Here is a 25,114-nt window from a genome sequence, read left to right as displayed (position 1 = left end):
GGCATTGTATTCACGCAGCAGTGCGCGGGCATTATCTCGCAGTAAACCGGTTGTAACCGTAATACCACGTGCTTCCAGTTCATCCATCCAATTTTCCGGTCGAGGACCTTCATCAAAGCCTATTGCCTCGACGTCATCACTCCATGCGGCACAAACCAGACTGCGTATCCCGGACCAGATCACCGCACCAAAGCACATTACACAAGGCTCAGCACTGGTTACCAGTTCATAGGCAGGCAGGCCGTCGATACTTAAATCATGAGTATCCAGTTTTGCCTGCGCCAGCGATAACGCAAGGATCTCTGCATGGGCAGCGGACCAACGGCTTGGTACCACCCGATTGGCTCCGGCTGCGATTAGCAAACCGCTGCTGCGTTCAAACACTGCAGCGGCAAAAGGCCCGCCACCCGCTGCAATGTTAGCACGCACCAGTTCAAGTACATAACCCATGCGCGCTTCCGGTGCAGCCAATACACGCAACTCGTTATTCGCCTGTACAAGGAAGGGAGGCAATCCGATGTGCAATGCGTCATTCATAGGGTAAAACTCTACACTACTGTCGACCTGAGCGGGTAATGACTGATCTGTTTGATCACTTGGTTTTCACCTGAGACAAAATCATTTTATTTCCAGTGTTCAACGCGAGCTTTGCAATCAACAAACACGGTAGGTCGGACTAAAGTCAGCCTGGCAGCAGCCGATAAAATCTGAAAATCTATAAGGAATTTTTCAGTCATGCTGGTAACTATTGGATATTTTGTTGTAATTGTTTCTGTATTTGGTGGATTTGCTTTAGCAGGTGGCCATCTGGGCTCACTTTTCCAGCCGGTTGAACTTCTTATGATTGCAGGCGCTGCAGTGGGTGCTTTTTTTGTCGGCAATTCCGGTAAAGCAATCAAGGCCACTTTCAAAGCATTTCCTTATATTTTCAGAGATGCGAACTATACCAAAGCCATTTATATGGAACTGATGACGCTGCTTTATGAACTCCTCAGCAAAATCCGTAAGGAAGGACTGATGTCGATAGAAGCAGACGTGGATGATCCTTCTAAAAGCCCGTTATTCGGAAAATATCCAAAAATTTTATCAGATCATCATGCCACTGAATTCGTTACCGATTATTTGCGGTTAATGGTAGGAGGCAACCTCAATCCTCTGGAAATAGAGAATCTGATGGATAGCGAAATTGAAACTCATCATCAGGAAGGCGAGATACCTGTGCATGTCATCAGCAAAATGGGGGACGCACTTCCGGCTTTTGGGATCGTGGCCGCGGTAATGGGTGTTGTACACACCATGGAATCAGTAGGTATTCCACCAGCTGAACTGGGTAAATTAATTGCCGCTGCACTGGTTGGAACATTTCTGGGTATTTTGCTTGCCTATGGTTTTATTGGCCCCTTGGCAAGTCGCCTGGAGCAAAGATTGCATGAATCAAGCAAATTATTGGAATGTATCAAAGTTACACTGCTAGCCAACCTTAACGGTTATGCGCCTGCTTTGGCAGTCGAATTTGGAAGAAAAGTATTGTTTTCTACCGAGCGGCCTTCTTTCATCGAACTCGAAAAACACGTTAAACAAAGCAAAGCTAAATGATTTTCCTTATTTCTGATATTTTTTTGTACGAGGTCGCGAATGGTTGATGATGTTTCACAAAAACCGATCATCATCAAACGTATCAAGAAGATGGCAGGGCAACACCATGGTGGTACCTGGAAAATTGCCTATGCTGACTTCGTGACAGCCATGATGGCCTTCTTTCTATTGATGTGGTTACTGGGCTCTACTACACAGGGTGACAAAGAAGGCATTTCTGAATATTTCAAGACACCACTGAAGGTCGCCTTGCTTGGAGGAGATGGCAGTGGCGACAGTACCAGCGTAGTAAAAGGTGGTGGAGATGATATCACCAAAAAAATCGGCCAGATGAAGCGATCGGATTTCGATGATCTGAAGCGATCTATCGACATAGATGCACTGCAGGCACTTCAGGATCGCTTCGAACTCGAGCAACTGGAAAAACTCAAAGCCAGGATTGAAGACACAATCAACAACAATCCGGCACTCAACAAATTCAAGAGCCAGTTACTACTCGACATTACTTCGGAAGGCCTACGCATCCAGATCGTCGATGAAAAAAATCGCCCCATGTTTGCCATGGGCAGGGCAGAATTACAGTCCTATACCAAAATGATTCTGCATGAAATCGGTAAGATGCTGAATGATGTCGGCAATAAAATCAGCCTTTCCGGGCATACTGATGCCACTCCTTATCCTACTGGTGAAAAAAGTTACAGTAACTGGGAGCTGTCGGCAGATCGTGCCAATGCTTCCCGGCGTGAACTGATTGCCGGTGGAATGAGTCCGGAAAAAATGTTGCGCGTGGTCGGACTGTCTTCTGCAGTGATGTTCGATAAAGAGGATCCATTCAGCCCTTTTAATCGGCGGATCAGCATCATCGTCATGAACAAGAAAGCCGAGGATGCCATTACCCGCGAAAGTCTGGGTGAAGTAGATATCCATAGTAAAGAAGAAGTCGATTCCCAGATCATCCAGTAAACACAATGCTGTATCCAACTGAAACTTGCCAGAATCGCGCTCCGGAATTGCTGCTGAAAAAAACACTTGTGGTACTGCCAGGCAGCATTCTGGCCACGTACCTGCTGGGAATAATTCTGCCATGGCCGATCACACTGCTACATGCAGTCTGGTTGCAGGGGTTGATTGCCGCGCTGGCAAGTTACTACCTGCTTCACATGCCGATCTGGTGGGCAGCCATCCATTTGCTTTTTTTCCCGGCGTTATTATCGGCGAGCCTGATACTCAATTTACCTGCTTACTGGTATCTGGCTGGTTTTATCACGCTGCTGCTGATTTTCGGCAGAATACATCGCACCCGGGTACCGCTTTTTCTGTCCAGCCAGGAAGCAGTTGATGCACTGGCCGGGTTGTTGCCGCAGGATCACCAGTTCAAACTGATCGATCTGGGTTCGGGTTGTGGCGGGCTAGCATGCAAACTGGCACAGATGTTACCCCATGGCAGTTACCACGGGATTGAAACCGCCCTATTGCCCTGCTGGATTAGTAAGTTGAGAGCCCTGTTATCCAGACAGGATTGCCAGTTTGAATGGGAAAGTATCTGGCAACATGATCTGTCCGGATACGATGTGGTGTATGCTTATCTTTCTCCTGTACCAATGCCCCGGTTATGGGAGAAAGCACGCCGGGAAATGCGCCCTGGCAGTCTTTTTATCAGTAATACTTTTACAGTTCCAAGTATCGAACCTGACCGGTGTATCAGGCTGGATGATTTCAGTAGTGCTGTGCTTTATATCTGGCGAATGGCCTGATGCAACATAGCATTACTCTCGTCGCCAGGTCGTTCCTTGCGAACTGTCTTCCAGAATGATGCCGGCTTCCGCCAGCTGCTGACGCAGTATGTCTGCCTGCGCAAAATTCTTTTCTTTGCGTGCCTGCAAACGCTGCTGGATCATATTTTCAATCTCTTCCATGGAATACTGACCATCCTGCAGATGAGCAGGGTATTGCAGATATTGCTGCGGCGATTGCTGTAACAGGCCCAATACTCCACCCAAAGCCTTGAGCAAGCCGGCATAATGCGAGTCACCCGTCCGGTTTGCTTCGCTTGCCAGATCAAACAGCACGGCAACCGCTTCCGGGGTGTTGAAATCATCATTCATTGCCGACATGAAACGTCGAGCATAAACATTATTTTCCCAGTCGATCACAGCAGTAGCTGCTGCAGAATCCTGGGGAGCTGCATGATTCTTCAACACGGTGTAAAGACGTTCCAGTGCACTTCTGGCATCATTGAGATGGGCATCCGAATAGTTGAGCGGGCTGCGATAGTGCGCACGTACAATGAAAAAACGAACCACTTCAGGTTGGTAACGAGCCAGCACTTCCCGCACAGTGAAAAAATTACCCAGTGATTTGGACATTTTTTCATTGTCTACCCGCACAAAACCATTGTGCATCCAGTAATTCACATGGGAATGACCATGTACACCCTCACTCTGGGCGATTTCATTTTCGTGATGCGGAAATTGCAGATCCTGCCCACCTCCATGGATGTCAAACTGCTCGCCCAGATAATGCTCGCTCATGGCTGAACATTCGATATGCCAGCCTGGACGCCCCTTACCCCATGGTGAATCCCAACTGGGCTCATCAGGCTTGGCCGCTTTCCATAACACAAAATCCAGTGGATCTCGTTTGTTGGTATCGATTTCCACACGCTCACCAGCACGCAGGTCATCAAGTGATTTCCCGGAAAGTTTGCCGTAATCAGAAAAGCGCCGTACATCGTAAAATACATCTCCGTTACTGGCTACGTAGGCCAGCTCCTTGTTCAATAGGGATTCGATCATTGCAATCATACTGTCGACATACTCGGTTGCACGCGGCTCGAAAGAAGGGCTGATTACGCCAAGAGCCATTGCATCTTCTTCCATTGCCTGAATGTAACGGGCGGTCAGCGCGCTGAAAGGTTCATGATTTTCCAGTGCCCGCCGGATGATTTTGTCATCGACATCGGTGATATTACGTACATAAATCACCTTGTAGCCGAGTGTCTGCAGCCAGCGAACAACGCTGTCAAACACGACGAGTACACGAGCATGCCCCAGGTGACAATAATCGTAAACAGTCATGCCACATACATACATTCTGACTTCACCGGACGTAAGAGGGATAAATTCACGCCTGGACCGGGTTAGCGTATCGTAAATTTTAAGCATCGGAAGGATGTACGAAAAAGAAGGTTGGATTGTAGAGGTGTTTATTTTGTTGGTAAAATCAGGAGCTTGTCTTCAACAACAACCGCCCGCCCCGAGAAAAACAGGGGCAAAACCGTATGAGTATAACATAATGAAAACCTTCTTCTTTGAGCGACAGACTGCCCACTTGGTGAAATCAATCATCTCCACCGGTTTTTTCTTTGTTCTGTGCCTGATGATATCAGCAACCTCAGCTTTTGCGGTCAATCCAAGAGTCGAAATCAAAACCAATCTCGGTGCAATACAAGTGGAACTGTACCCCGATCAATCGCCTAAAACAGTCAAAAATTTTCTGAGTTACGTCAAGGATAATTACTATACCGGCACGATTTTTCATCGCGTCATTGCCGGTTTCATGATTCAGGGAGGAGGATTCGATCAGAATTACACCCAGAAACCGACCCGGCAGCCGGTTGAAAATGAAGCCGCCAACGGGCTTAAGAACACCATTGGTACCATTGCGATGGCACGCACCCAAGACCCACATTCTGCTTCATCACAATTTTTTATCAATGTCGCAAACAATCATTTTCTTGACTATACCGCCCCCACCCTGCAAGGATATGGCTACACTGTCTTCGGCAAAGTCACCAGCGGCATGGATGTAGTCAATAATATTGCCAGTTCACCAACCGGCGCAAACGGGCCTTTCAACAGTGATGTCCCTCGGAAAATGATCATTATCGAAAGTATCAAACTGCTTCCAGCTGCAGTCAGCCCCAAAAATCCATAAACCCAGGAAAAAACCAGAATGGTCAAAATACATACTAATCACGGCGTCATCACTTTGGAACTTGACAATGACAAAACACCAATCACTGTCGAAAATTTTTTGCGTTATGTTGATAGTGGACATTACGAAAATACCCTGTTTCATCGCGTAATCGACGGTTTTATGATCCAAGGCGGCGGCTATTCGTCCGGAATGAAAGAAAAATCGACTCTGGCACCTATTCAAAATGAAGCCGCACTGGGTTCCAGTAACGAAGCCTACACTATCGCCATGGCACGTACTTCCGATGTACATTCGGCCACGGCACAATTTTTCATCAATGTTGCCAACAACCACTTTCTGAATCACACCAACATGACGCCACAGGGTTTTGGTTATTGTGTGTTCGGCAGAGTTGTCGAAGGCAAGGAAGTGATCGACGCAATCAAAAAAGTGAAAACCGGTCGTTATGCCGGACATCAGGATGTTCCGCTGAAAGACGTCATCATTCAGAAAGTAGAAAGAGTTTAAGTCAGAGCTCTAATAAATATCTTGTCTGATGTGAAAAACGGTAGTCTGGTTTTTATAGATAAGGATTTCGTTGAAATATGAAAGATATCAATCAAATTCTGGAAACTGCCCGCGAACGGGCAGAGGATATGAGAGTACCCTACAAAGGTGCATTGCTACCGTCTGAAGCACATGCCGTGCTGCAAGCCATACCGGAAGCCAGAATCGTGGATGTGCGGTGTCGTGCCGAACTGGATTGGGTAGGACGTGTTCCCGGAGCAATCGAAGTGGAGTTGCTGACTTACCCTGGAATGCAGCCCAACCCCGGCTTTCTGGATCAGCTCAACAGCCAGATTGCAGAGCATGCTGTGCTGCTGTTCATCTGCCGTAGTGGTGGTCGATCCAGCCAGGCAGCGGCCCTTATGAGTCAGAATAGTTTTACTGACTGCTACAACATTCTGGAAGGTTTTGAAGGCGATAAGGATGAAAGCGGCCATCGCGGACAGCAGTCCGGCTGGAAAGCCGCCGGATTGCCATGGATTCAGAGCTGATCAGTCGACAGACCAGTCAACCAGACCGGAATAAGCGGTAAGCAATACGATCAGACCAAAACCGATCCGGTACCAGGCAAACAAGGTGAAATCGTGATGGCTGATATAGCGTATGAACCCGCGTATCGCTATCAGTGCACTGACAAAAGCAGCGACAGACCCCGTTGCAAACATTCCCAGATCATCGATATACAAAAATTCCCGGTGTTTGTAGACATCGTAAAAAGTTGCAGCAAACATGACCGGAATTGCCAGAAAGAAAGAAAACTCTGCTGCTGCTTTGCGTGACAGGCCGAAGAGCAGTCCACTGATAATTGTTGCACCTGACCGGGAAGTACCAGGGATCAGCGCCAGGCATTGCGCACAACCCACCTGCAATGCCTGTTTCCAGTTCATATCATCTACTGTTTCAGCCTCTATCCTGTGTTCCCGTCGTTCTGCCCACAAGATCAGAATTCCACCCGTGACCAATGCAATGGCAACCGGCATTGGATGAAACAAATAATATTTTATCGTTTTGATAAACAGCAAACCCAATATTGCTGCCGGTAAAAAAGCAATAAACAGGTTTATTACAAAACGGTTCGCCTGCCGGGTACCCAGATTTCGGATGACGTTTACCAGGCGCTCCCGATATTCCCAGCAAACGGCAAGAATCGCACCTAGCTGTATGGCCACAGTAAAAACCTTGGCCTTGTCATCATTGAAATCGAGTAAATCTCCGGCCAGTATCAAGTGACCGGTAGATGAAATCGGCAAAAATTCGGTCAATCCTTCGACAATACCGAGCAGCAGTGCTTTGAGGAGAATCAGCCAATCCATTGTTGTCTAGTGAACGGGATTCAAGCAAATGAAATCGTGAAAATGATCATTGTTTGCTGTAAAGCTCCCCGCCCTTTTCAATGAATTCATTTGCTTTCCTGGCCATACCTTCCTGTAACACTTCGGTTTCGGAGATTCCCTGTTGTGCAGCATAGTCACGCACATCCTGGGTAATTTTCATCGAACAGAAATTAGGACCACACATCGAGCAAAAATGAGCAAGTTTAGCTCCTTCCTGCGGTAATGTTTCATCGTGAAATTCCCTGGCTTTGTCTGGATCAAGACTCAGATTGAACTGATCATTCCAGCGAAACTCAAAACGCGCCTTGGAGAGTGCGTTATCTCGAACTTGCGCACCGGGATGGCCTTTGGCTAGATCGGCGGCATGGGCGGCGATTTTATAGGTAATGATTCCATCCTTGACATCATCCTTGTCCGGCAAACCAAGATGCTCTTTAGGAGTGACATAACACAGCATGGCCGTGCCATACCAACCAATCATGGCAGCACCGATTGCCGAGGTAATATGGTCATAACCGGGAGCAATATCAGTCGTGAGTGGTCCCAGAGTATAAAAAGGTGCCTCGTGACAATATTTGAGCTGCAGATCCATATTTTCCCGGATCAGGTGCATGGGCACATGGCCAGGCCCTTCAATCATTACCTGCACATCATGTTTCCAGGCAATTTCGGTCAATTCGCCCAAAGTTTTCAGTTCTGAAAACTGCGCTTCGTCGTTAGCATCATAGATTGAGCCTGGACGTAACCCGTCCCCCAGAGAAAAACTGACATCATAAGCCTTCATGATTTCGCAGATATCTTCAAAATGTGTATACAGGAAGCTTTCCTGATGGTGCGCCAGGCACCACTTAGCCATGATAGAGCCTCCACGCGAAACAATACCGGTCATCCGCTTGGCCGTCATCGGAATGAAAGGCAGACGTACTCCGGCATGGATCGTAAAATAATCTACTCCTTGTTCTGCCTGCTCGATCAACGTATCGCGAAAAATTTCCCAGGTCAGTTCTTCCGCTTTGCCATCCACTTTTTCCAACGCCTGATAAATAGGCACGGTTCCAATCGGAACCGGACTGTTTCGAATAATCCACTCCCGTGTCTCATGGATATTTTTTCCAGTGGATAGATCCATGACCGTATCTCCCCCCCAGCGAATCGCCCAGGTCATTTTCTCTACTTCGTCCTGAATACTGGAACCAAGCGCGGAATTACCGATATTGGCATTGATCTTAACCAGAAAATTGCGGCCAATGATCATTGGTTCCGTTTCCGGGTGATTGATATTGGCGGGAATGATGGCACGCCCGCGCGCCACTTCGTCACGAACGAATTCTGGCGTGATCCATTCCTGAATCACAGCACCGAAACTCTGTCCGGAATGTTGCCGATTCAGCAACTCATTACTTGCCTGATCAGAAACACACTCTCTGCGCTGATTTTCCCGAAGCGCGATAAATTCCATTTCCGGTGTAATGATACCGCGTCTGGCGTAGTGCATCTGAGTAACATTCGTACCACTTCTGGCACGCCGGACGGGACGTGTCAGATTGAAGCGCATCTTTGCCAAAGCAGGATCCTGCAGTCTTGCCAGACTGTAACTCGAGGACAGTCCAGTAAGAATCTCGGTATCTCCGCGTTCATCAATCCATTTTTCGCGCAGAGAAGACAGACCACAACGAATATCTATGCGAGCGTCAGGATCAGTGTAGGGGCCGGAAGTATCATAGACACAAATTGGCGGGTTTTTTTCTGTTCCTCGTGCAGTCGCAGTGTCAGATTGGGTGATTTCGCGCATCGGCACCCGGATATCGGCACGCGGACCCTGAATATATATCTTGCGCGAATTAGGTAGCGGCTGTATTGCTGCCGTATCTACCCGCGCGTTGTCATTGGTAAACTTTTCCAGCTTAGAAACAGGCGTTTTCATGCTATGCTCCTCCAAGAGCCGTGAGGAGCAGGAGAATGCCTCCTGACTTCCCTCCGGCGGCGTTATCCGCATCAGGTATTAAGGGACTCTCTCACCGCTATTTACAATTCCTGTAAATACGGACCCCTAGCCAAAGCTGCCAAGCTAAAGTAAATATGGAATAATTGCAAGCCCGATTCTTTCATCGATAACAGAGCTATAAGACTTATGGTGAACCTCGAACAAACCCGCTTCAACATGGTAGAACAACAGATCAGAACATGGAATGTGCTGGATCAGGATGTTCTCGATTTGCTATATCAGGTCAAACGTGAGGAATTCGTACCTGCTGCTTACCGTTTCATGGCATTCATGGATATGGAAATCCCGCTGGAGCATGGCGCCGTTATGTTAACACCCAAAATGGAGGCGCGGATTCTGCAGGAATTGCATATCAGAAAAACTGACAAAGTTCTTGAAATTGGCACAGGAACAGGTTACATGACTGCATTGCTGTCCAAACTTGGAACGCATGTTTTTAGTGTGGAAATTGTGCCAGAGCTTCATGCTATGGCGCGTATCAATCTCCAGGCACACGACATTACTAATGTCACCCTTGAGCTGGGGGACGCCGCCCGTGGATGGCCCGGTCACGGGGCCTATGATGTTATTGTTCTGACTGCCTCTACTCCCGTTTTACCAGAAGCATTTCAGCAAAACCTGGCACCGGGAGGCCGGTTATTTGCCATTATCGGTGAAGAACCCGTTATGGAAGCGACACTGATAACCTGTACCTCAGCCGGTAATTACCATTCGACATGCCTGTTCGAAACCTGTACCGCACCCTTCAGAAATGCGCTTCAACGTGAGAGTTTTCACTTTTGAAACCCCATCTGTTAACTGCTTGATAGCCTCGGTGGCGATTATCAAGCCACAAAAATACGAAGATGATGAAAAGTTTGCAAGGTTTTACTTTTCTGCTGTGCTTGTGCCTGTATTTTTGTGAACAGTTACAGGCAGCCGATCTGATACAAATTTACCGTGAGGCGCTGGAAGAGGATGCGCAATACGGTTCGGCTCGTGCAGCTTATATAGCCGCACAAGAACGGTTACCTCAGGGAAGAGCAGGCCTGCTGCCCGATGTCCGTCTGACGGGTACTGCCCAGAATCAGTATATTGATACCGGTGGGGCACCCACCCGGGAAATCAAAAACCGAGGATTTACTGTGGCACTCACTCAGCCAATCATTCGTTTCGAGAATTTCATCATTTACCAGCAATCAAAAAACGAAGTGGCTCAGGCTGATGCACAATTTGTCATTGCTGCTCAAGATTTGATTTTACGGGTTGCACAAGCTTATTTCGATGTACTCAAGGCAAAAGTCGATCTGGAAGTCGTTGAATCCCAGAAAAAAGCAATCCATGAACAACTGGAACAGGCCAGACGGAACTTTGAGGTGGGTATTTCAACCATCGTCGATACCCACGAAGCCGAAGCGCGTTACGATTTGACCTTGTCCCAGGAAATTGCTGCCAAAAACAAACTGGAAATCAGTCAGCGTGCGCTGCAAGTTCTTATTAACCGGCTGCCTGATGATCTGCAGGATGCCAGTCTGGACAGGATCATTGCCGATCCGCTTACTTTACCCCATGACGAAATGGATGAATGGGTCCAGCTGGCGGAAGAAAGAAATTTCCAGTTAAAAGTACAGCGTATCGTTTACGAGATTTCCGAACAGGCTATTGATCGCGCCAAAGCAGGTCACTATCCAACACTTGATCTGGTTGCCCAATATAACGACCAGAGTGGTGTTGGCGGTACTTTTACCGGGCGAGGAATCGATCTCGTCAGTAAATCGGTAGGATTGCAATTGACGGTTCCCATTTTTCAGGGATTGTCGGTGCAGTCTCATGTCAGGGAATCTCTGGCCAACCGGGATAAAGCGCGCAAAGATCTGGAAAACGTACAGCGTACAATCGCATTACAAGTTCGCCAGAATTACCTTAATGTAACCAACGGTATCGCTCAGATCAAGGCTTTGAAACAGGCTTTGACATCCAGTCGCAGCCAGCTGGATTCAACCATGCTGGGCCAGGAAGTAGGTGTACGTATGGAAATAGATGTGCTCAATGCGCAACAGCAGTATTTTTCAGCACGCAGAGATCTTGCCCAGGCTTATTATGATTACCTGATGGCCCGGCTGCGATTAAAAGCTGAAGTAGGTGATCTGGATGAGGATGATCTTCTAGAAGTCAATACATTGCTCTGATTATTACCTTGTCAAGGTGTCTCACTTGCTGACCGTTTATGCAGTGTTTTTGTCCGCTGTGACGGTTGCTGACAAGCCATGCGGTAAGTACGCAGTATTTTTTGTGCATATCCTAAAACCGTATCCTGCGGGTAATTGATAATTTCCTGCAGGCTGGTATCTGCGGCGATACCGGCAGGTAAACCCGATAACAATTCCAGACCTTCGTGCATATAACTAATCGCGTAAATATGAAATACGCCTTTGGATACAGCATCAACCACCTCATCATCCAGCATGAGGTGACGGCAATTCCTATCCGGAATCAGCACACCTTGTGTGCCATCGAGTCCAGCCGTTGTACAAACTCTGAAAAAACCTTCAATTTTTTCGTTAATGCCCCCTATCGGAAGCATTTCACCATACTGATTGATTGCACCAGTAACGGCGATACCCTGCCGAAACGGTAGCCCCGACAACGCTGACAGCAATGCATACAATTCTGCACAGGAAGCAGAATCACCCTCTACCCCGCAATATTCCTGCTCAAACACAATGGAAGCGTTGAATGCGAGGGGTGCATTATGATGAAACAGAGCAGACAGAAAATTCTGCAGAATGAACACACCCTTATCGTGGATCGGGCCGGACATACCAACCTCACGCTCAATATTGAGCAAACCATCTTCTCCCGCAAAGGTATGTGCCGTGATACGACTCGGAATGCCAAAACTGTGATCGCCCATTTCGATCAGACTCAAGCCATTGATCTGTCCGATTCTTTCATCATGCACAGTGATCACCACATCCCCGTCGGAAATGGCTTCCTGTGCACATTGATCCGGATAATTGTGTCGCAGTGTTCGCGCCTGCCGGGCCGTTGTAACATCCCTGGCTTCAACAACGAGATTCCCGCGCGTTTTGCACTCCCGCGCACTTTCCACAATCAGCATTTCTGTATGGCTGAAGTTTGCACTTAATCGCTTCTGATCTTCAGCCGCTCTGTGACAGGTTCTCAGTACAGAAGCCACCGCTTCCCGCGAAAAATGCGGCAGGCACGACTGCTGGCAAATATGAGCGATGAAAACAGATAGGGCACGATAGGCTTGTATACTGGCTGTAAACACAGCCGCAAAATCGACTTTCACCCGGAATCGCCGTGCCAGCTCGGGGTTTTCTTCCTGTATCGCATAATACTGCTCGCGTGAACCGATCAGAACGATCCTGACATCGACTTTTACAGCTTCCGGTTCGATCGACACGACGGGTGCTGATACATTGACAGCCCAGGGTTCTTCGATTTGCAACAGATGATTACGCAGCAAACGACAAAATTTTTCCCACAAGAAAGCATCTACCAGCAAATCATCCAGATGTAACATCAGGAAACCACCATGTGCTCTCAACAAACTGCCTGCACGGATACGAGTGAAATCTGTAACCAGCACACCTTCAACAGACTGATACCCGATGCTGCCAATCAGTGATTTAAATGAGGGGTTTTCGTCGATTACGACCGGTGCGCAAAGAAAATCCCGGTTATCCACTACCACATTGATCCGATAGCGCTCAAACAATTGTTTCAGATCTTCCGGACTCTTTTCTTCACTGAAATCAGCCAACTGAAATAGATCCAGATTTTCGAGAATGTCGTGTTTAATGTTATCCAGATGGTTTTTCAGTCGGGCATGATCAGAAAAGGATTGATCCAATCCTTCCAGTATGACATTCAATATCTGACCCAACAGCGGCTCGATCCAGCCGCGGCACAACGTGGCAAGCTCCTTATCCCGATTTTGCTCCAGAACACGAATCTTTTGAAGATAAGATGCAATTTCACTGCGCAGCGCTTGCTCATCCTGATCGAGAGAAGCTCTCCGATCTTTCGGTAGTGCCAGGATTTCTTCTTCGGTCAGCAGTTTTCCGGATTCATCCAAAAGTGTAAACACCAAGCGCCCTGACTCACGCCGCAGTGCGAAACACAATGATTCTGCAAAAGTATTGAGCTCTTCAAAATGGCGAGTTTCTTTCAGTTTAAAATGCTTTTCGATATGACTTGTTTCTACCTTGAAATCATCCCCACTCAGGCGCTCCGGTATTTCTTGCAGTAAATGGCTTACGGATTGGGCAAGCTGCTGCCGCAACCAACTGCCCTTACCTGCCGGTAAACGTAATGCCAGAGGCCGCTCCGGAACATCAAAATTATACACGTAGCATAAATCGCAAGGTACTGGCTTGTGGGCAGCCACTTCTGCCATTGTTTGCCGCAGCAGGGAAGATCTGCCACTGCCGGTTTCACCCAGTACAAACAGGTTATAGTCCGGGTGTTCCATTTCCAGACCAAAATAAGTTGCCTGCCTGGCACGTTCCTGGCCTATCCAGTCAAGTGGCTGATCGATTAGAGCAGATGTATCTGGGAACGCCAGAGAATCAGGGTCGATCGTTAAACCGAGCGCATATGGCTCCAGTCTGGTTATAGGCATGTTTTGAATTACTGGTATTGAAAGAAATTTGGAAAATCAGGTGGATCGGACAGTGAATAGAATTGTTCGTGTTGCCGGCAAGACGGCCAGAAATATGGATAGCAGCTGTTGAAAGCTAACAAAACCAAAATAGAGAACAGCGTGCAGATATCAGAAATGACTCAAAACTGTCAAAAAATGTTTGTAGTGGGAAACAATACTTACGATGCTTTCTAACCGGGATTGGAAAAACTCCCTGTTTCTGGAGCAGCAAATTTCCTCCAAATCCAAGAAAAGGAAATTCACTGCTCAAGTCAGGTTTGGATACAGGTGAACTATACTAAAACAGGGTTGGCAGCGTAGTACTGATGTGCAGCAGATGATGCCGTACCTCTATCAACTTTCACGCCCATATCGATCAGCACATGTTCCAGTGCATCCAGGCAAAATATGACGTTTTCAAGTCTGCTGGAATTACCCATCAACCCGAAACGCCAGATTTTTCCTGCAAAATCACCCAATCCGGCACCAATTTCAAGATTATAGCTATCCAAGAGCCTGCGGCGTACTTCTTTTTCATCCACGCCCGCCGGAACATATACAGAATTCAGTTGCGGCAAGCGGTACAGCTCAGCCACGACATATTCAATTCCAAGCGTTTTCAGCCCGGCTTTCAGCGCTTCGTGATTGCGACGATGTCTTGCCCAGGAGCGTTCCAGCCCTTCTTCGTACAATATCACCAACGATTCATGCAACCCATATAGAGAGTTGGTAGGTGCCGTATGATGATACGTACGGGAAGCTCCCCAATAACCAAGCAGCAAACTGATATCCATGAACCAGCTGTGTACTTTTTCAGTGCGATTTCTGACCAGATCCACCACTCTTTCCGAGAAACTGACCGGAGACAATCCAGGTGGACAGGATAAACACTTCTGACTGCCGGAATAAATAGCATCAATATCCCATGCATCCATATACACAGGCGTTCCACCCAGTGACGTGACCGTGTCCATGATCGTGAGACAATCATGCTTTCTCGCAATCTGAGCAATTGTGCGTGCGTCTGACTGAACACCTGTGGAGGTTTCAGCATGTACGAATGCGACAATTTTGGCATCCGGATTCTTTTTCAGCATGTCTTCCACTTTTTGCGGATCGACCGGATCACCCCATTTATCCTCCACCACCAGTGGAATCCCGCCACAACGCTCAACATTTTCAATCATCCTTCCGCCAAAGACACCATTTCTGCATACGACCACCTTGTCTCCCGGCACGATCATATTGACGAAACACATTTCCATACCGACCGAACCGGGCCCTGAAACCGGAAAAGTCAATAAATTGGTCGTCTGAAATACATATCGCAACAACCCTTTCAACTCTTCCATCATGTCGGTGAAAACTGGATCAAGATGACCCAACGTTGGCCGTGCCAGGGCAGATAGCACTCGCGGGTGGGTATCAGAAGGTCCCGGCCCCATTAAGGTACGTTGAGGTGGATAAAATGTGGTTATTTTTTTTTCGGGACGAAAGCTCTCTGTGGTCATTATGATTCCTAATAAATGTGAATGAAAAAATATTATCCTTTGGGCCTCTGGAATCCGGTGTCCCTCTTTGTATTTTTATTACCGATTTGTACCAGCAAAAGAATCATCAGGAAAATACGACCTCATTTACCAGTATTTAAAACAAAAGACTACCGTTTCACTACAACTATCGAGTGAACCAATCGTACTTTCTCAAAGATTCTTTAAGGATTGAAGCTGGAATTCTATCAAGTGATGGTGAAATTTACTATCTGGCTGCAAATATACAACCTGAACCGACTGACACTACTGAAAAGAACAGGGTACTTCGGAAATTCAAAAGTACCCTGCAGTTTTTGAATGATCAGTGCTTGATTGAAGAAGTATTTGTCACTCTCTCTTCAGATGCGGATGAAATGACCTGGTTCGGAATATCCGATGGCGGCATTTCAGGCTTGTATTCCAATGCAATCTCCAGTACCTGATCAATCCATTTTACTGGCTTGATGTTCAATTTACTTTTTATATTTCCAGGAATTTCACTCAAATCTTTTACATTATCTTCAGGAATCAACACAGTACTTATCCCGCCGCGATGAGCCGCCAGGAGTTTTTCCTTGAGTCCGCCGATTGGAAGAACCTCTCCTCTGAGCGTAATTTCTCCAGTCATCGCAACAGATGCACGAACGGGTATACCAGTTAGCGCTGATACCATTGCCAGACAGATACCGATACCAGCACTTGGTCCATCCTTGGGAGTAGCACCTTCAGGCAGATGAATGTGAATGTCATTTTTCAGATAAAAATCATCTGATATCCCCAAAATCCTTGAACGGCTTCTAACCACAGACAATGCTGCTTGGATAGATTCCTGCATGACTTCACCCAATTTACCGGTTGTAATCGTTTTCCCTTTACCGGGTAATACCACTGCTTCAATTCTCAGCAACTCTCCACCTACTTCTGTCCAGGCTAAGCCTGTAACCTGACCAACTTGATTCTTTTCGTCGGCCATGCCATAGGTGTAGCGACGTACACCCAGATATTTACTAAGGTTGCGCGAATTAATGACTATCTTTTCTTTGCTCTTCTTAACCAGCAATGTTTTAACTACTTTTCGGCAAATCTTGGATACTTCCCGTTCCATCGAACGTACTCCCGCTTCCCGGGTGTAATAGCGAACAATATCACGCAACGCAGATTCAGAAACGGACAGTTCATCTTCGTTCAAACCATGATCCTTCATTTGTTTGAGCAGAAGATAACGTTTTGCAATATTCAGTTTTTCATCTTCGGTATAACCTGAAAGTCGAATGACTTCCATGCGATCCAGCAGTGCAGGAGGAATGTTGAGTGTATTCGCAGTTGCAACGAACATAACATCTGACAGATCGTATTCCACTTCGATGTAATGGTCTACAAACGTGCTGTTTTGCTCCGGGTCAAGCACCTCCAGCAAAGCTGATGAAGGATCACCTCGGAAGTCCATTCCCATCTTGTCGACTTCGTCCAGCAAAAACAACGGATTTTTGACCCCAACTTTCGTCATGCTCTGTAGAATTTTTCCAGGCATAGAGCCAATATAAGTCCGGCGATGCCCGCGAATTTCAGCTTCATCCCGCATTCCTCCCAGAGACATACGGACAAATTTGCGATTTGTGGCGTGGGCAATAGATCGGCCCAATGAAGTTTTACCAACTCCGGGCGGGCCGACAAGACAAAGGATAGGTGCTTTGGATTTGGCAACTCGCTGTTGTACGGCAAGATACTCGACGATCCTTTCCTTGATTCTTTCCAGACCATAATGATCTTCATCAAGGATTGATTCGGCTTGCTTTAATTCTTTACTGATTTTAGTCTTTTGCTTCCAGGGCAAAGCAACCAGTGTATCAATATAATTTCGCACGACAGTTGCTTCTGCTGACATAGGAGACATCAGCCGCAGTTTTTTCAGCTCTGATTCAGCCTTGGCAAATGCTTCTTTGGGAAGAAAAGCTGTTTTTATTTTTCTTTCGATTTCTTCAAGATCGGCACCATCTTCACCTTCTCCCAGTTCTTTCTGAATAGCTTTCACCTGCTCATTCAGATAATAGTCGCGCTGACTTTTTTCCATCTGGCGCTTCACTCTGCCGCGAATGCGTTTTTCCACCTGAAGAATATCCAACTCGGCTTCCAATAGCCCAAGCAATCGTTCCAAGCGCGGCTGAACGTCAAAAATTTCCAGAATTTCCTGTTTTTGCTCCAGCCTTAATGGAAGATAAGCTGCAATCGTATCAGCCAAACGCCCGGCTTCATCAATACCAGTTAAGGAAGCGAGAATTTCCGAAGGAATTTTTTTATTCAATTTGACATACTGGTCAAATTGAGAAAGAAGAGCGCGCCGTAATGCCTCGATTTCCGGGGTATCCGTTTCCTCGATCATGATCTGAATGGTTTTTCCGGAAAAAGAGACTTCAGAATCACTGAATGATTCAATTTTTGCCCGATAATTCCCTTCTACCAGTACTTTGACTGTACCATCAGGTAATTTCAGCATTTGCAGAATGCTTGAAACACAGCAAACCTTATAAAGATCCTGAGGGGCTGGATCATCTTTGGCCGCTGATTTTTGTGCAACCAACAGAATATTTGTCCCCGCTTCAGTAGCAACTTCCAAAGCTTTGATAGATTTCGAGCGCCCCACAAACAAGGGGATTACCATGTGAGGAAAAACGACTACATCACGCAACGGAAGCAGGGGTAGATCCAACTCGCTTAATTCTCCAGCGTCGATAATATCTGAGGTCATGTCATTCATTCCTTACAGGAAACATGGATCGACGAAGATAAGGTGGCATTTTGAAAAACCGGGTATTTACCACGTGTTAAAAAATTGAATCTCAAGAAAGAATTAGTACTTATTTCGAACTCCTGGCTAGCTTGGGTTTTTCTGCGTAAATTACGATAGGCTGAAGTTCATCATGATTAGATCCACTCTCAATGACCACTTTAGAGACATTCTCAATCGAAGGCAGGTCATACATGATATCCAGCAGTGTTTCCTCAAGTATTGAGCGCAATCCTCGCGCTCCGGTTTTACGGGCAAGCGCTTTTTTGGCGATCGCAACAAGCGCCTGTTCGCGAAATTCCAGTTCAACCCCGCCTTCCATGCTGAACAGCTTGTTATACTGTTTGATCAGTGCGTTCTTAGGTTCGACCAGAATCTGAATCAAAGCAGCTTCATTCAATTCACTTAATGTTGCTACCACCGGCAAGCGCCCGACAAACTCTGGAATCAGGCCGTATTTGATCAGATCCTCGGGCTCGATATCTTTCAGGATTTTGTTCAATTCTTTGCGATTATTCTGATTGACTACATTTGCGCCAAAACCGATACCGCTTTTTTCAGAGCGTGCCCGTATGATTTTATCGATGCCGTCAAATGCGCCACCACAAATAAAGAGAATATTAGTGGTGTCGATCTGGATAAACTCCTGATTGGGGTGTTTGCGCCCACCCTGGGGAGGCACCAAAGCGGTCGTTCCTTCGATCAGTTTGAGCAGCGCTTGCTGTACACCTTCTCCCGAAACGTCCCGGGTTATAGACGGGTTATCCGATTTACGCGAAATTTTGTCTATTTCATCAATATATACAATTCCACGCTGAGCTTTTTCTACATCGTGGTTACATTTTTGCAGCAGCTTCTGAATAATATTTTCAACATCTTCACCGACATATCCGGCTTCCGTCAGTGTAGTTGCATCCGCGATGACAAATGGAACGTCCAGCAACCTTGCCAGTGTCTGTGCCAGCAAAGTCTTGCCGGATCCGGTCGGACCGATCAACAGTATGTTGCTTTTAGAAAGCTCAACATCGTCACCGTTGTTGACTTTTGATAGATTTTTTAACCGTTTGTAATGGTTATAGACCGCAACAGAAAGTATTTTTTTCGCGGATTCCTGCCCAATGACATATTGATCCAGTGTTTCGCGGATTTCATGAGGGGTTGGCAGACTGGTTTTAGCCAACTTGGCAGTTTCATCAACTTGAATTTCCTCACGAATGATATCGTTACAAAGATCGATACACTCATCACAAATGAACACGGAAGGCCCCGCAATCAGTTTTCTGACTTCTCGCTGACTCTTTCCGCAAAAGGAACAATACAAAAGTTTCTCGTCGTTTGTTTTTTCGGACATCATTCCACCCCGCAATCATCGAACGAATATGCCTTGTTTTCAGCAAGGGCAACTTGGTTTTACTCCTGTTTCACTTCTCTGCTGGTCAATACTGCATCTACCAAGCCATACTTTACTGCAGCCTCTGCACCGAGAAAATTGTCACGATCAGTATCTCTCTCAATCGCTTTGATCGTTTGACCGGTATGTTTAGCCATAATTTCATTCAAACGGCTTTTTAGTGCCAGAATTTCCTTGGCATGTATTTCTATATCTGACGCCTGCCCCTGAAATCCACCCAGCGGCTGATGAATCATGACACGCGAGTTAGGTAGGCAATAACGTTTGCCTTTAGTGCCCGCAGTCAGCAGAAAAGCACCCATGCTGGCTGCCTGACCTACGCAGAGCGTACTGACATCTGGCTTGATGAATTGCATAGTGTCATATACGGCCAAGCCTGCTGTAACAAGGCCACCGGGAGAATTGATATACAGGAAAATATCTTTCTCCGAATTTTCAGATTCTAAAAACAGAAGCTGTGCAATTACCAGATTGGCAGAAGTTTCTGTAACCGGCCCCACCAGAAAAATGATTCTTTCTCTGAGCAGTCTTGAATAAATATCATAAGCACGTTCTCCCCGACCACTGGTCTCAATGACCATAGGGATCAAGCCTAGTCCAGTAGTATTCAATTCGTTTCTCTCTCGATCAAACATTGGTTGCATGTGAATAACCCATCAATTCGTCGAAGGTAACACTTTGATCAATGATTTTGGCTTTATCCAATAACCATGATACGGCATTCTCTTCCAGTATAAGCGGTTCAATTTCCTTGAGCCGTTCCGGTGATGCGTAATGCCATTTGATGACCTGCTCAGGATTTTCATAACCCTGAGCATGTTCTTCGATAAAACTTCTGACCTCCTCGGGTTTGACACTTAACTCATGCGTATCGATCAGCTTGGATAAAATGAGGCCCAGTTTGACGCGTCGCTCAGCTTTTTCCAGAAATACATCTCCTGATAAACTCTGGTCTTTACGAAAGCCGCGTGCTGCACGTGAATTTTGCATTTCTTCTACCAACCGGTCGGCTTCCTGCCGGATCAGAACCTTGGGAACCTGTATCAAAACCTTATCCAGCAAGGACTGCATGACCTGCTCTTTGAGTTTTGTACGAATGCGCTGGCTGATTTCACGCTGAAGATTGGCTTTGATTTCCGATCGCATTTTGTCGATATCACCATCCGCGATACCCAAAGATTTGGCAAATTCGTCGTCTATCTCCGGTAGCTTTGGGGCTTCAACCTTATTGAGCCTGATGGTAAAGCTTACCTTTTTCCCGGCGACGTCCTTGCCCGGATAATCCGCAGGAAAAGTCATATCAAATGTTTTTTCCTGCTCCGCGACCATACCCAAGATAGAAGATTCGAAATCCTCCAGAAGATGCCCATTTCCAAGGATAACACTATAGTCATCTGCCTGACCGCCGGGAAATCCTTTTCCATCGAGATCCCCCCGATAATCAATTGTAACCCGATCACCTGTTTGTGCCGGACGATCTGTCGGCTCATAAGTTGCTCGCTGTTTGCGCAGAATATCCAGTGTTTTCTGGATTTCTGCATCTCCGATCTGCAGAACAGGTTTGTTTACTGTAATTGAGCTTAAATCGCCCAGTTCAATATCAGGGTAGATTTCAAAAGTTGCACGAAACTCATAGCTTATTGCATCGTTTGCACCGGAATTTTTCGATTCAAAACTTGGAATACCTGCAACACGGTAATTTTCCTGGTTAATGGCATCGTTAAATTGCTGCTGCAGCAGTTCTCCCAGAACCTCATGTTCAACCTGGTGACCATATTGCTGGGCTACGATTTTCAATGGAACCTTGCCAGGACGAAACCCCTGAACCTTGACCTTAGGAGCCAAACGCTTCAGTCGCACACCTACTTCAGCTTCAACCTTTTCCCGCGGAACAGAAAGTTCAATATTGCGCTCCAGTAAATTGGAGGCTTCCCCTTGTGTCTGCATCTATTTTCCTGAACTGATAAGTAACATCAATTAAACAAGCGGTATGATCATGCCGCACACCACACATTTGGCCGGATCATTTTCATGGTGCGAAAGGGGGGACTCGAACCCCCACACCTCATCGGCGCCAGAACCTAAATCTGGTGCGTCTACCAATTCCGCCACTTTCGCGCGCCGAGCCATTCAAAAGACAGCGGATCCAGAACCTCAAAACAGGGGCCGACTCGTCGCTCAACTACTGCTTTTACAGCTGTGTGCCATCCGACCCACACACCACAACCCTTTGTGATTATACCCTCTTCCAATAGGTGTCACAGATTTCCTGCCCATCATGCGTTCTGTTCTTTCTGACAGCTAAACGTTTTGCCGGTTATTCCAGTACTGTTCGGCCCCATTAAAAAGAGATACGTTTCCATCAGATCCGCCGGTTTGGGCAATATACGATTATTACTACCCGGATGAGTTTTGGTACGCTGTGGTGTATCTACGGCACCAGGAATCAGTAAGTTGATACGTAAATTCGGATAAATCTCCCATTCTTCAGCCTGAATTTTAACTAATGCTTCCACTCCCGCCTTGGCCACTGCAAAAGCGCCCCAATAAGCTGCCGGAGTTTGGCCATGTGTATCGCCCGTCATGATCACGCTGGCATCGGGAGCAATATTGAGAAGTGGAAAACAAGCCCGAGTCAGCATAGCGGGCATCAGAAGATTGACTTGTATGAGAGTCTGCCAATGCGCTGATGTATGAAACGCAAGTGGCATCGGGCCGTAAGTCCAGGCGGCATTGTGCAAAATACCATCCAGTCTGCCAAGCTGGGAAGCAATTGCTTCAACCAGTTCCGTAACGCCGGCTTCGGTAGCCTGCTCGTAATCGAATGGCAAAATGATTGCCGAAGCTCTGCCAAGCGCTTCGATTTCATCATAAACCTGCTCAAGTTTCTCGGTTTTGCGGCCATGTAAAATGACCGTGGCACCATGTTCTGCATAAGCCAGAGCAGCAGCACGCCCGATGCCCTGCCCTGCGCCTGTAACCAAGATAACCCGGTCTGCCAGTATATTCCGGTCATCCGGACAAGTTTTCAAAATATTCAATATAGTTATTCCAGCGCAACCGATAAAAAATCAAAAACCACAACGTCCGGTGTTTTACGTACCGGTCCGTTGTGGCTTATGACTAAAACAGATAGACCGGTTTTGGGCCGATTACATGTCCATGCCGCCCATACCACCCATACCGCCCATACCTGCGCCTGCTCCAGGTGAATCTTCTTTCGGAAGCTCGGCAACCATGGCATCCGTCGTCAGAATCAGCCCGGCAACCGATGCAGCATTCTGCAAAGCGGAACGGGTTACTTTGGTTGGATCCAGAACACCCATGGCAACGAGATCACCATACTCACCTGTTGCTGCATTGTAACCAAAGGTGCCTTGGCCTTCCTTAACCTTATTGACGACCACAGAAGCTTCGTCACCGCAGTTGGTTACGATCTGGCGCAGCGGCTCCTCCACTGCACGCAGAACGATTTTAATACCGGAATCCTGATCATGGTTATCCCCCTTGATCTTGCTGACAGCATCGATTGTACGCAGCAATGCAACACCGCCTCCCGGAACGATACCTTCTTCAACCGCTGCACGTGTTGCATGCAAAGCATCTTCAACGCGCGCTTTTTTCTCTTTCATTTCTACTTCAGTAGCAGCACCCACCTTGATCAGAGCCACACCGCCTGCCAGCTTGGCTACGCGCTCCTGGAGCTTCTCACGATCGTAATCACTGCTTGCTTCTTCAATCTGCTTACGAATCTGTGCAACGCGCGCTTCAATAGTTTTGACATCACCCGCACCATCGATAATGGTAGTATTTTCCTTACCGACTTCAATGCGCTTGGCCTGGCCCAGATCTTCCAGTCGAGTTTTTTCCAGGGACAAACCGACCTCTTCAGCAATGACTGTACCACCGGTCAGGATCGCAATATCTTCCAGCATGGCCTTGCGGCGATCACCGAAGCCAGGAGCCTTGACTGCACAGGTTTTAAGAATACCGCGAATGTTGTTGACCACCAGTGTGGCCAGCGCTTCGCCATCAATATCCTCAGCGATGATCAATAAAGGTTTGCCGGCTTTTGCTACTTGCTCCAGTACCGGCAGAAGGTCACGGATATTGGAGATCTTTTTGTCGTGCAACAGCACAAAAGGATTTTCAAGTGCTGCAATCTGTTTGTCTGCACTGCTGACGAAATAAGGGGAAAGATAGCCACGGTCGAACTGCATCCCCTCTACCACATCCAGCTCATTTTCCAGGCCGGAACCATCTTCAACGGTAATAACACCTTCCTTGCCGACTTTATCCATTGCTTCAGCGATGATTCTGCCGATTTCCGTATCAGCATTGGCAGAAATACTGCCAACCTGAGCAATTTCTTTGCTGGTGGAGCAGGGCTTGGACAATTTTTTCAATTCTTCTACCGCAGTAGCCACTGCTTTTTCAATACCACGCTTCAGATCCATCGGGTTCATTCCTGCAGCAACGTAACGCATACCTTCTTTGACGATGGATTGTGCCAATACCGTTGCGGTCGTTGTACCATCACCTGCTGTATCCGAGGTTTTACTAGCGACTTCCTTGACCATTTGCGCACCCATGTTTTCGAACTTGTCTTTCAGTTCGATCTCTTTGGCCACCGATACACCATCCTTGGTAATAGTCGGAGCGCCGTATGAACGTTCCAGCACGACGTTACGGCCTTTGGGGCCCAAAGTTACTTTAACTGCATCTGCCAGAACATTTACGCCACTGATCACAGCCTGGCGCGCTGAATCACCAAATCTTACTTCTTTAGCTGCCATATCTTTTCTCCTGATTTCAGTTGATTATTCAACAATCCATTAACCTTCAATCACACCCATGATGTCTTCTTCACGCATCACTAGAAACTCTTCGCCTTTGATTTTCACAGCTTGGCCAGCATATTTTCCGAAAAGTACCTTGTCGCCAACTTTGACTTCCAACGCACGGATATTGCCATCTTCACCCGTTTTTCCTTTGCCAACGGCAATAATTTCACCCTGATCCGGTTTTTCTGCCGCGGTATCAGGAATGACGATGCCGGATGCTGTCTTGCGTTCTTCCTCCAATCGCTTGACAATTACACGATCATGCAAAGGGCGGATATTCATAGTCCTTTTCTCCTACAATGATTAACGAAAACGATAAAAAAACTGATTATTTGATTCAGTAAGTTTCAGCGCTTATAGGTGCTATCCAGACAGATTATTAGCACTCAATAGCAGCGAGTGCTAATAATAGAGACTATCATAAGGAATTTCAAGTCTGTGAACGATAAAAAAGCAGCGATGCGCAATCAC

At 46.9% G+C, this 25,114-nt stretch carries 21 protein-coding genes, 1 tRNA gene and 1 riboswitch; of the genes, 8 read left to right on the top strand and 14 right to left on the bottom strand.

The genetic code is table 11. The features are described 5' to 3' along the window. Positions 1 to 537: guanine deaminase (locus ABUL11_RS07425; protein WP_350283228.1), on the bottom strand; the 537-nt coding region annotated here is incomplete at its 3' end. A 198-nt stretch (positions 538 to 735) separates the two neighbouring features. Here ABUL11_RS07425 and motA point away from each other — a divergent pair. Genes motA through ABUL11_RS07410 form a run of 3 tightly spaced genes read left to right on the top strand, consistent with a single transcriptional unit; the run spans position 736 to position 3,350 of the window. Beyond that, positions 736 to 1,596: a flagellar motor stator protein MotA gene (motA, locus tag ABUL11_RS07420; protein WP_350283227.1), complete on the top strand. Its 861-nt coding sequence runs from the start codon at positions 736 to 738 to the stop codon at positions 1,594 to 1,596. 39 nt (positions 1,597 to 1,635) lie between these two features. Next, complete coding sequence (gene motB, locus ABUL11_RS07415; protein WP_350283226.1) at positions 1,636 to 2,559, top strand: flagellar motor protein MotB; 924 nt, start codon at positions 1,636 to 1,638, stop codon at positions 2,557 to 2,559. 5 nt (positions 2,560 to 2,564) lie between these two features. Next, positions 2,565 to 3,350 carry a class I SAM-dependent methyltransferase gene (locus ABUL11_RS07410; RefSeq protein ID WP_350283225.1) on the top strand — a complete coding sequence of 262 codons (786 nt, stop codon included), beginning with the start codon at positions 2,565 to 2,567 and terminating at the stop codon, positions 3,348 to 3,350. A gap of 12 nt (positions 3,351 to 3,362) precedes the next feature. On the opposite strand, the gene cysS is transcribed toward ABUL11_RS07410, so the two are convergent. After that, positions 3,363 to 4,760 carry a cysteine--tRNA ligase gene (cysS, locus tag ABUL11_RS07405; protein WP_350283224.1) on the bottom strand — a complete coding sequence of 466 codons (1,398 nt, stop codon included), beginning with the start codon at positions 4,758 to 4,760 and terminating at the stop codon, positions 3,363 to 3,365. Positions 4,761 to 4,890: 130 nt separating this feature from the next. On the opposite strand from cysS, the gene ABUL11_RS07400 reads away from it, so the two are divergent. From ABUL11_RS07400 to ABUL11_RS07390, 3 genes are all read left to right on the top strand, one after another. After that, complete coding sequence (locus tag ABUL11_RS07400; RefSeq protein ID WP_396956586.1) at positions 4,891 to 5,532, top strand: peptidylprolyl isomerase; 642 nt, start codon at positions 4,891 to 4,893, stop codon at positions 5,530 to 5,532. 18 nt (positions 5,533 to 5,550) lie between these two features. Continuing rightward, entirely contained in the window at positions 5,551 to 6,042 is a 492-nt protein-coding gene (locus ABUL11_RS07395; protein ID WP_350283223.1) for a peptidylprolyl isomerase, read from the top strand. A 77-nt stretch (positions 6,043 to 6,119) separates the two neighbouring features. After that, entirely contained in the window at positions 6,120 to 6,572 is a 453-nt protein-coding gene (locus tag ABUL11_RS07390) for a rhodanese-like domain-containing protein (protein WP_350283222.1), read from the top strand. On the opposite strand, the gene ABUL11_RS07385 is transcribed toward ABUL11_RS07390, so the two are convergent. Both ABUL11_RS07385 and thiC read right to left on the bottom strand, forming a co-directional pair. Further along, the gene (locus ABUL11_RS07385; RefSeq protein WP_350283221.1) at positions 6,573 to 7,394 is read right to left on the bottom strand and encodes an undecaprenyl-diphosphate phosphatase; all 822 of its coding nucleotides are present in this window, start codon (positions 7,392 to 7,394) and stop codon (positions 6,573 to 6,575) included. 46 nt (positions 7,395 to 7,440) lie between these two features. Further along, positions 7,441 to 9,339, bottom strand: coding sequence for a phosphomethylpyrimidine synthase ThiC (gene thiC / locus ABUL11_RS07380; protein ID WP_350283220.1), 1,899 nt, complete (start codon positions 9,337 to 9,339; stop codon positions 7,441 to 7,443). A 31-nt stretch (positions 9,340 to 9,370) separates the two neighbouring features. After that, positions 9,371 to 9,477: riboswitch (TPP riboswitch) on the bottom strand. A gap of 69 nt (positions 9,478 to 9,546) precedes the next feature. On the opposite strand from thiC, the gene ABUL11_RS07375 reads away from it, so the two are divergent. Both ABUL11_RS07375 and ABUL11_RS07370 read left to right on the top strand, forming a co-directional pair. Beyond that, positions 9,547 to 10,203 (top strand): protein-L-isoaspartate O-methyltransferase family protein, encoded by a 657-nt coding sequence (locus ABUL11_RS07375; RefSeq protein ID WP_350283219.1) that lies wholly within the window; start codon positions 9,547 to 9,549, stop codon positions 10,201 to 10,203. Positions 10,204 to 10,265: 62 nt separating this feature from the next. After that, entirely contained in the window at positions 10,266 to 11,588 is a 1,323-nt protein-coding gene (locus ABUL11_RS07370) for a TolC family outer membrane protein (protein WP_350283218.1), read from the top strand. 11 nt (positions 11,589 to 11,599) lie between these two features. Here ABUL11_RS07370 and ABUL11_RS07365 read toward each other — a convergent pair whose 3' ends face one another. The 10 genes from ABUL11_RS07365 to groES all read right to left on the bottom strand — a co-directional run bounded on the left by ABUL11_RS07365 (position 11,600) and on the right by groES (position 24,925). Next, a complete protein-coding gene (locus tag ABUL11_RS07365; protein ID WP_350283217.1) occupies positions 11,600 to 14,050 on the bottom strand; it encodes an AAA family ATPase in 2,451 nt (816 codons plus the stop codon). 314 nt (positions 14,051 to 14,364) lie between these two features. After that, positions 14,365 to 15,582: a pyridoxal-phosphate-dependent aminotransferase family protein gene (locus tag ABUL11_RS07360; protein WP_350283216.1), complete on the bottom strand. Its 1,218-nt coding sequence runs from the start codon at positions 15,580 to 15,582 to the stop codon at positions 14,365 to 14,367. 343 nt (positions 15,583 to 15,925) lie between these two features. Continuing rightward, positions 15,926 to 18,349 carry an endopeptidase La gene (lon, locus tag ABUL11_RS07355; protein WP_350283215.1) on the bottom strand — a complete coding sequence of 808 codons (2,424 nt, stop codon included), beginning with the start codon at positions 18,347 to 18,349 and terminating at the stop codon, positions 15,926 to 15,928. 109 nt (positions 18,350 to 18,458) lie between these two features. Further along, positions 18,459 to 19,739: an ATP-dependent Clp protease ATP-binding subunit ClpX gene (gene clpX, locus ABUL11_RS07350; protein WP_350283214.1), complete on the bottom strand. Its 1,281-nt coding sequence runs from the start codon at positions 19,737 to 19,739 to the stop codon at positions 18,459 to 18,461. 59 nt (positions 19,740 to 19,798) lie between these two features. Beyond that, positions 19,799 to 20,443, bottom strand: coding sequence for an ATP-dependent Clp endopeptidase proteolytic subunit ClpP (clpP, locus tag ABUL11_RS07345; RefSeq protein ID WP_350283213.1), 645 nt, complete (start codon positions 20,441 to 20,443; stop codon positions 19,799 to 19,801). After that, positions 20,427 to 21,746: a trigger factor gene (tig, locus tag ABUL11_RS07340; protein ID WP_350283212.1), complete on the bottom strand. Its 1,320-nt coding sequence runs from the start codon at positions 21,744 to 21,746 to the stop codon at positions 20,427 to 20,429. Before tig ends, clpP begins: the two co-directional genes overlap by 17 nt. An 85-nt stretch (positions 21,747 to 21,831) precedes the next feature. Continuing rightward, positions 21,832 to 21,917, bottom strand: a tRNA-Leu gene (locus ABUL11_RS07335). 158 nt (positions 21,918 to 22,075) lie between these two features. Then, positions 22,076 to 22,840, bottom strand: coding sequence for an SDR family oxidoreductase (locus tag ABUL11_RS07330; RefSeq protein WP_350283211.1), 765 nt, complete (start codon positions 22,838 to 22,840; stop codon positions 22,076 to 22,078). 111 nt (positions 22,841 to 22,951) lie between these two features. Further along, the gene (groL, locus tag ABUL11_RS07325) at positions 22,952 to 24,595 is read right to left on the bottom strand and encodes a chaperonin GroEL (protein ID WP_350283210.1); all 1,644 of its coding nucleotides are present in this window, start codon (positions 24,593 to 24,595) and stop codon (positions 22,952 to 22,954) included. Positions 24,596 to 24,634: 39 nt separating this feature from the next. Then, positions 24,635 to 24,925 (bottom strand): co-chaperone GroES, encoded by a 291-nt coding sequence (gene groES / locus ABUL11_RS07320; protein WP_350283209.1) that lies wholly within the window; start codon positions 24,923 to 24,925, stop codon positions 24,635 to 24,637. Positions 24,926 to 25,114: the final 189 nt, after the last annotated feature.

The organism is Nitrosomonas sp., assembly GCF_040256045.1.
GTDB lineage: Bacteria > Pseudomonadota > Gammaproteobacteria > Burkholderiales > Nitrosomonadaceae > Nitrosomonas.
Note: the sequence above shows the minus strand (reverse complement) of the source record. Positions and strands in the feature narration are given on the sequence as shown.

Excerpts from the sequence above, each read along its gene's own strand:
- motB (WP_350283226.1), top strand. The coding sequence starts at position 1,636 with ATGGTTGATGATGTTTCACAAAAACCGATCATCATCAAACGTATCAAG.
- ABUL11_RS07395 (WP_350283223.1), top strand. The coding sequence starts at position 5,551 with ATGGTCAAAATACATACTAATCACGGCGTCATCACTTTGGAACTTGAC.
- groES (WP_350283209.1), bottom strand. The coding sequence starts at position 24,925 with ATGAATATCCGCCCTTTGCATGATCGTGTAATTGTCAAGCGATTGGAG.
- lon (WP_350283215.1), bottom strand. The coding sequence starts at position 18,349 with ATGACCTCAGATATTATCGACGCTGGAGAATTAAGCGAGTTGGATCTA.
- ABUL11_RS07375 (WP_350283219.1), top strand. The coding sequence starts at position 9,547 with ATGGTGAACCTCGAACAAACCCGCTTCAACATGGTAGAACAACAGATC.
- ABUL11_RS07410 (WP_350283225.1), top strand. The coding sequence starts at position 2,565 with ATGCTGTATCCAACTGAAACTTGCCAGAATCGCGCTCCGGAATTGCTG.
- motA (WP_350283227.1), top strand. The coding sequence starts at position 736 with ATGCTGGTAACTATTGGATATTTTGTTGTAATTGTTTCTGTATTTGGT.
- groL (WP_350283210.1), bottom strand. The coding sequence starts at position 24,595 with ATGGCAGCTAAAGAAGTAAGATTTGGTGATTCAGCGCGCCAGGCTGTG.
- ABUL11_RS07385 (WP_350283221.1), bottom strand. The coding sequence starts at position 7,394 with ATGGATTGGCTGATTCTCCTCAAAGCACTGCTGCTCGGTATTGTCGAA.
- ABUL11_RS07390 (WP_350283222.1), top strand. The coding sequence starts at position 6,120 with ATGAAAGATATCAATCAAATTCTGGAAACTGCCCGCGAACGGGCAGAG.
- thiC (WP_350283220.1), bottom strand. The coding sequence starts at position 9,339 with ATGAAAACGCCTGTTTCTAAGCTGGAAAAGTTTACCAATGACAACGCG.
- cysS (WP_350283224.1), bottom strand. The coding sequence starts at position 4,760 with ATGCTTAAAATTTACGATACGCTAACCCGGTCCAGGCGTGAATTTATC.
- ABUL11_RS07365 (WP_350283217.1), bottom strand. The coding sequence starts at position 14,050 with ATGCCTATAACCAGACTGGAGCCATATGCGCTCGGTTTAACGATCGAC.
- clpX (WP_350283214.1), bottom strand. The coding sequence starts at position 19,739 with ATGTCCGAAAAAACAAACGACGAGAAACTTTTGTATTGTTCCTTTTGC.
- clpP (WP_350283213.1), bottom strand. The coding sequence starts at position 20,443 with ATGCAACCAATGTTTGATCGAGAGAGAAACGAATTGAATACTACTGGA.
- tig (WP_350283212.1), bottom strand. The coding sequence starts at position 21,746 with ATGCAGACACAAGGGGAAGCCTCCAATTTACTGGAGCGCAATATTGAA.
- ABUL11_RS07370 (WP_350283218.1), top strand. The coding sequence starts at position 10,266 with ATGATGAAAAGTTTGCAAGGTTTTACTTTTCTGCTGTGCTTGTGCCTG.
- ABUL11_RS07360 (WP_350283216.1), bottom strand. The coding sequence starts at position 15,582 with ATGACCACAGAGAGCTTTCGTCCCGAAAAAAAAATAACCACATTTTAT.
- ABUL11_RS07400 (WP_396956586.1), top strand. The coding sequence starts at position 4,891 with ATGAAAACCTTCTTCTTTGAGCGACAGACTGCCCACTTGGTGAAATCA.